Below are 6267 nucleotides of genomic sequence, written 5' to 3'. Positions count from 1 at the left end.
CCCGTAGAGAAAGACCCGTAACGTAAAGCCCACAAACGACAACGCCCGCCCCCATTCGCATGGGGGCGGGCGTTGTCTTGTCAGCGGGGCCAGCAGTCGAGGCGTGGCCCCGAGCGCTTCAGATCACTCTTCCATGAAGGAACGCAGTGACTCGGAGCGTGACGGGTGACGCAGCTTGCGCAGCGCCTTCGCTTCGATCTGACGGATACGCTCACGGGTGACATCGAACTGCTTGCCGACTTCCTCGAGGGTATGGTCGGTGTTCATGTCGATACCGAAACGCATGCGCAGCACCTTGGCTTCACGTGCGGTCAGGCCGGACAGGATGCCACGGGTCGCTTCGATCAGACCTTCGCCGGTGGCGGAGTCGATCGGCGAGACCATGGTGCCGTCCTCGATGAAGTCACCCAGGTGCGAATCATCATCGTCACCGATCGGCGTCTCCATGGAGATGGGCTCCTTGGCGATCTTGAGCACGCGACGCACCTTGTCTTCCGGCATCTCGAGGCGTTCGCCCAGCTCTTCCGGCGTCGGCTCGCGACCCATTTCCTGCAGCATCTGACGCGAGACACGGTTCAGCTTGTTGATGGTCTCGATCATGTGCACCGGAATACGGATGGTGCGCGCCTGGTCCGCGATGGAGCGAGTGATCGCCTGACGGATCCACCAGGTGGCGTAGGTCGAGAACTTGTAACCACGACGGTACTCGAACTTGTCCACGGCCTTCATCAGACCGATGTTGCCTTCCTGGATGAGATCCAGGAACTGCAGACCACGGTTGGTGTACTTCTTGGCGATGGAGATGACCAGACGCAGGTTGGCCTCGACCATTTCCTTCTTGGCACGACGCGCCTTGGCTTCACCGATCGACAGGCGACGGTTCACTTCCTTGAGCTCGCTGACCGGCAGCTGGACCATGTCCTGCTCGAAGGCGATCTTGCGCTGGGCACGCAGCACGTCGGCACGGAACGGCTCGAGCTTGTCGGCGTACTTCTTGCTGCCACCGATGAAGCTGTCGAACCAGTCCATGTCGGACTCGTGGCCCGGGAAGGCCTTGATGAAGCTCTTGCGAGGCACCTTGCCGCGCTTGACGAAGATCTGCAGGATGACCTTTTCCTGCTCGCGCACCTGCTCGACGGACACGCGAACCTGACCGACCAGACGCTCGAAGTGCTTGGGCACCAGCTTGATCGGCGAGAACAGCTCGGCAAGACGGTCCTGTTCGGCTTTCGCCTCGGCAGAGCCGGAACCGTACTTCTCGATGGCGGCCTTGGTCGCCTCGTTCTGCTCACGGATCTGCTCGAAGCGGACGCGGGCCAGCTCGGGGTCCGGGCCACCTTCAGAGGCGGAATCGTCGTCTTCGTCTTCGTCGCCTTCGGACTCTTCGCCCTCGGGAATCTCTTCGACTTCCTCGACTTCGACTTCGGCGACACCCGGCACGCCTTCGTCAGGGTCGATGAAACCGGAGAAGAGATCGGACAGACGTCCGCCGTCTTCGCCCAGAGTGCCGTCGTAGGCTTCCAGGATGGAGTCGACTGCCCCCGGCAAGAATGCCAGCGACGACATCACCTCACGCGTGCCCTCCTCGATCCGCTTGGCGATCTTGATTTCGCCTTCGCGGGTCAGGAGTTCCACGGTGCCCATCTCACGCATGTACATGCGGACGGGGTCGGTGGTGCGTCCCACATCGCTTTCCACCGCGGCGAGGGCGGCAACGGCCTCTTCGGCGGCAGACTCGTCAGTGGAGGAATCAGACATCATCAAGGTATCGGCATCGGGCGCTTCTTCCGCGACCTTGATGCCCATATCGTTGATCATGCTGATGATGTCTTCCACCTGTTCGGGATCAGCGATATCCTCGGGCAGGTGATCGTTGACCTCGGCATAGGTCAGGTAACCCTGTTCCTTGCCGCGCGCGATCAACTCCTTGAGACGCGACTGCTGCTGCGCATTACCAGCCATAGAACCCCTATCTCGACGAAGAAGAATGAAGCACCTGGACGCGACGCGGCTCAGCGAGTGAGCATGGCGCCGGTATAGGGACGAAGAGAGCATCAAGCGCACCAGTATAGCGTGCCATCAGGAGATGCTGCCAGCGGCGTATTTGCCGGACCATCCAGGTGTGTTAGCGTTATCGGTTACGTTGCGGCAGTCCGCATCGGGAGCTACCTCATTAAATAGTGGGCATGAGTGCGTCTTTCAAGGCCATGGGGCGTATTTTCCTGCGCCATCGCCTCAGCTCTCACGGCATTTCCACCATTGTCGGCCTTCCTGGCACCGAGACTGCGTCAGCGCCGTGTTGCCAGCTCCATCAGCAGGGCCATCAGCCGCTGCTTCTCTTCTGCCGACAACTTCTCGCCACGCTTTTCCTTGGCCAGCAAGGCCTGATATTCCGCTTCCGGCGTGGTGCGCGCCTGCTGATGCTGGCAATGCTCCACCAGCCCCTTCAGCTCTTCGCTGCGCACGTCACGCGGAATCAGCAATTCGCGGGCCGCCAGCTGCTCAAGCCTCGGCCCCTGTGCGGTACCGAGGAAGTGCGCCAACAGCACCTGTGGCGAACGATACTGCCCCGCCTTCAAGAGACGCACCACATCGTTCAACAGCTGCGCATCCTCGCTGTCGGCCGGCTCGCCCGCTCCTTCGATCCACTCATTGGAGTCAGGCAGCTCGGCGACCAGCTGCGGCTCGTGCACCAGAAGATGCAACAGGCGCGTCAGCATGCTGACCGAGGTGCGCTTCTGAGACCTGGCCGGCGTCGCGCGCGAAGCTTGAGCGCCCTGGCCCGCAGGCATCTCGCCATGCGACTGCCAGTCATCCGGCTGCCAGCCATCGGGCTCGCTGTCGCCGAAGCCGGCATCTGCCATCGCCTCCAGCGACGACCACTCGTCCTGCGCGTCACTCAGCGTCGCGCCGTCCTGAGGACTGGCAGCGGGCGCTGAGCGCGGTGCCGAGTGTGTCGCGCCGGGCTGACGTTGTTGCGGTTGCGAACGCTGCTGTTGCTGAGGGTGCTGACGTAGCTGCTGGTGCTGACGCAGCCGTGCCTGCTGGGCTTCACGCGCCGCGGCGCGCTCCACCAGCATGGCATCCAGCCGCTCACGCTCCAGACCACTGCGCCGCTCCAGCTCCTTGAGCAGCAGCGAGCGCAGCACCCCTTCGGGCACGCGCGAGATCCACTCCAGCGCCTGGGTCACGAACCGCTCGAGCTGCTCCATGCGCTTGAGGTCGCGTCCTTCCGCGGCCTGCTCGAACAGGAACTCGGAGAGCCCGGAGGCGCAGGTGACACGCTTCTCGAATGCCTCCTGACCCTCGCTGCGCACCAGGGAATCCGGGTCCTCGCCTTCCGGCAGGAACAGGAAGCGCGCCTGACGCCCATCGATCATGACCTCGAGCACGGTCTCCAGCGCGCGGCGCGCCGCCTGCCGACCGGCCTTGTCGCCGTCGAAGCAGAACACCACCTCATCGACCAGGCGATAGAGGCGCTTGAGGTGCTCCTCACTGGTCGCGGTGCCCAGGGTCGCGCAGGCATTGCGAATGCCGTACTGCGCCAGTGCCACCACGTCCATGTAGCCTTCGACGATCAGCATGCGTTCCAGCTTGCGATTCGCCTCACGGGCTTCAAACAGACCGTAGAGCTCGCGTCCCTTGTGGAAGACGGGAGTCTCGGGAGAATTCAGGTATTTGGGCTTGGCGTCGCCCATCACGCGACCGCCGAAGGCGATGGTACGGCCTTTCCAGTCACGGATCGGGAACATCACGCGATCGCGGAAGCGGTCATAGCGGCGACCGCTTTCCTCGTGATGGATCAGCAGACCGTATTCGATCTGCACATCCTCGCTGACACCCAGCTTGCTCAGGTGATGCTTGAGGTGCTCCCAGCCTTCCGGCGCGAAGCCGATGCCGAAGTCGCGCATGACCTCACGCGACAGACCACGGCCTTCCAGATACTCACGTGCCGGCTGCGCGGCCGGTTCCGTCAGGCGCTGACGATAGAAGTCCGCGGCCGCCTCGAGCAGATTGACGCCCTCTTCGCGGGCCTGCTCGCGACGCTGGCGCTCACGGCGCTCGTGCGGACTCTGGTTGCCGCCTTCGCGCGGCACTTCAAGCGCCAGCCGCGAGGCCAGCTGCTCCACGGCCTCGGGGAACGGCAGGCGATCGAACTCCATCAGGAACTTGAGGGCACTGCCGCTCGCCCCGCACCCGAAGCAGTGATAGAACTGCTTGTCCGGGATGACGTTGAACGAGGGAGAGTTTTCCTGATGGAACGGGCAGAGGCCGACATAGCTCTTGCCGGCCTTCTTCAGCTGGACGCGCTCACCCACCACCTCGACCACGTCGGTGCGGGCCAGCAGATCGTCAATGAAGCCTTGGGGGATGAGACCAGCCATGATTCGCCAGAAGTCGTGGAAAAACGGACTGACCGCAAGATAGTGTCGGCTCAGCAAAGTGAGCGGCTACCTTCGGGTCAGGCCATTCCTCGAGTTAGCGACATGCGCCAGGCAACGGCACACGGCTCGAGAACAAACGGACCACTAGAGACAAAAACAAGCGGCCACCGTGAGGCAGCCGCTTGGTGTCCTTCCAGAGAGCAGAATATCACTCCCCAAAAGTACGGATCAGTAGAGACGCTCGAAACGCTTGCGCTCACGCTGAACCTTCTTGGCGTGGCGCTTTACAGCGGCCGCCTGCTGACGCTTGCGAACAGCTGTCGGCTTCTCGTAGTGCTCACGACGACGCACTTCGGAAAGAACACCGGCTTTTTCGCAGGAGCGCTTGAAACGGCGCAGGGCGACGTCGAACGGCTCGTTGTCACGTACTTTAACTGAAGGCATTAAACACTCACCTACCTTGAGATCATGAGTTCGGTTTGAACGCACATCCGGTGCAGCCACTCCTCAGGAGCCACCAGCCAGCGACGGTAAACCGCCACCTGCAGGTCGATCCAGCATCAATCAGTCGCCTGCGACACCACCGGTGAGGGTAGCCGTCGCTGGCTGGAATCACGATTCGGGGAGCTTTTGCGGGGTGGTCGGATGCACGACCCAGTCTTGCAGAGTGCCATATTCTAGACACCCGCCCCCGGCTTTGCAAACGCGGAAACCGGAAATCCTCTCTGCCTCAACGCCAGCTGGCGCGACACCCGTGCTCACAGCCAGTAGAATGTCGCGCATTCACGGCACACACGCCTCTCGGGCTCGCTCAGGCAGCCTCGCTGGCCGTGCCGCCCTCTACTTCTGATATTTCCTGAGAGTCAGCCATGCGTGTGCTCGGCATCGAGACTTCCTGCGACGAGACCGGCGTCGCCATCTACGACACGGACCAGGGCCTGCTTGCAGATGCCCTCTACAGCCAGATCGCCATGCACGCCGAGTTCGGCGGCGTGGTGCCGGAACTGGCGTCGCGTGATCACACTCGCAAGCTGCTGCCGCTGATCCAGCAGGTGATGGACGAAGCGCAGCTGAAGGCCGCTGACATCGATGCCATCACCTATACCGCAGGCCCGGGCCTGGTCGGCGCACTGATGGTCGGCGCGTCCACCGCGCATGGGCTCGCCAAGGCATGGGGAGTGCCGGTGCTCGGCGTCCACCACATGGAAGGCCACCTGCTGGCGCCGATGCTGGAAGACGATGCACCGGAATTCCCCTTCGTGGCGCTGCTGGTCTCCGGCGGACACACCCAGCTGGTCGCGGTGCGCGGACTGGGCGAATACGAGCTGCTCGGCGAGTCCGTGGATGACGCCGCCGGCGAAGCCTTCGACAAGGCCGCCAAGATGCTGGAACTGCCCTACCCCGGTGGCCCGCAGGTCGCGAAGCTGGCCGAACAGGGCGACCCCAAACGCTATCGCTTCCCGCGCCCGATGACAGACCGCCCGGGCCTCGACTTCAGCTTCTCCGGCCTCAAGACCCACACCATGGTCACGCTCAAGAAGGCCAAGGCCGCGGATGACCTGGATGAGCAGCACTGCGCCGATATCGCACGCGCCTTCGAGGAAGCCGTGGTCGACACCCTGGTCATCAAGTGTCGTCGCGCGCTGGACCAGACCGGCCTCAAGCGTCTGGTCGTCGCCGGCGGCGTGAGTGCCAACACCCGCCTGCGTGAGCGTCTGAGCCATGAGCTGACCAAGCGCAATGCCCGCGCCTACTACCCGCGCGGCCGCTTCTGCACCGACAACGGTGCGATGATCGCCTACGTGGGCGCGCAGCGCCTGAATGCTGGCGAGCAGGACACCGGCCCGATGAAGGCCGTGCCGCGCTGGCCGCTGGACAGCCT

General features: G+C 63.2%; 4 protein-coding genes. 1 reads left to right on the top strand and 3 read right to left on the bottom strand.

Annotation, left to right across the window (positions count from 1 at the left end):
- Positions 1–123: 123 nt before the first annotated feature.
- From rpoD to rpsU, 3 genes are all read right to left on the bottom strand, one after another.
- Positions 124–1962, bottom strand: coding sequence for an RNA polymerase sigma factor RpoD (gene rpoD / locus AC4FAH_RS04620; RefSeq protein WP_043334650.1), 1839 nt, complete (start codon positions 1960–1962; stop codon positions 124–126).
- A gap of 326 nt (positions 1963–2288) precedes the next feature.
- Positions 2289–4385, bottom strand: coding sequence for a DNA primase (gene dnaG / locus AC4FAH_RS04615; protein ID WP_153636559.1), 2097 nt, complete (start codon positions 4383–4385; stop codon positions 2289–2291).
- 228 nt (positions 4386–4613) lie between these two features.
- On the bottom strand, positions 4614–4829 hold the full coding sequence (gene rpsU / locus AC4FAH_RS04610) for a 30S ribosomal protein S21 (RefSeq protein WP_024951433.1): 216 nt from the start codon (positions 4827–4829) through the stop codon (positions 4614–4616).
- A gap of 425 nt (positions 4830–5254) precedes the next feature.
- On the opposite strand from rpsU, the gene tsaD reads away from it, so the two are divergent.
- Positions 5255–6267 (top strand): tRNA (adenosine(37)-N6)-threonylcarbamoyltransferase complex transferase subunit TsaD (gene tsaD, locus AC4FAH_RS04605; protein WP_490245708.1); only part of this gene is annotated, 1013 nt, incomplete at its 3' end.

It is taken from the genome of Cobetia sp. (assembly GCF_983723665.1).
Note: the sequence above shows the minus strand (reverse complement) of the source record. Positions and strands in the feature narration are given on the sequence as shown.

What these genes read in the sequence shown, in the direction of transcription:
- rpoD (WP_043334650.1), bottom strand. Translation starts at nt 1,962, where the DNA reads ATGGCTGGTAATGCGCAGCAGCAGTCGCGTCTCAAGGAGTTGATCGCG.
- dnaG (WP_153636559.1), bottom strand. Translation starts at nt 4,385, where the DNA reads ATGGCTGGTCTCATCCCCCAAGGCTTCATTGACGATCTGCTGGCCCGC.
- rpsU (WP_024951433.1), bottom strand. Translation starts at nt 4,829, where the DNA reads ATGCCTTCAGTTAAAGTACGTGACAACGAGCCGTTCGACGTCGCCCTG.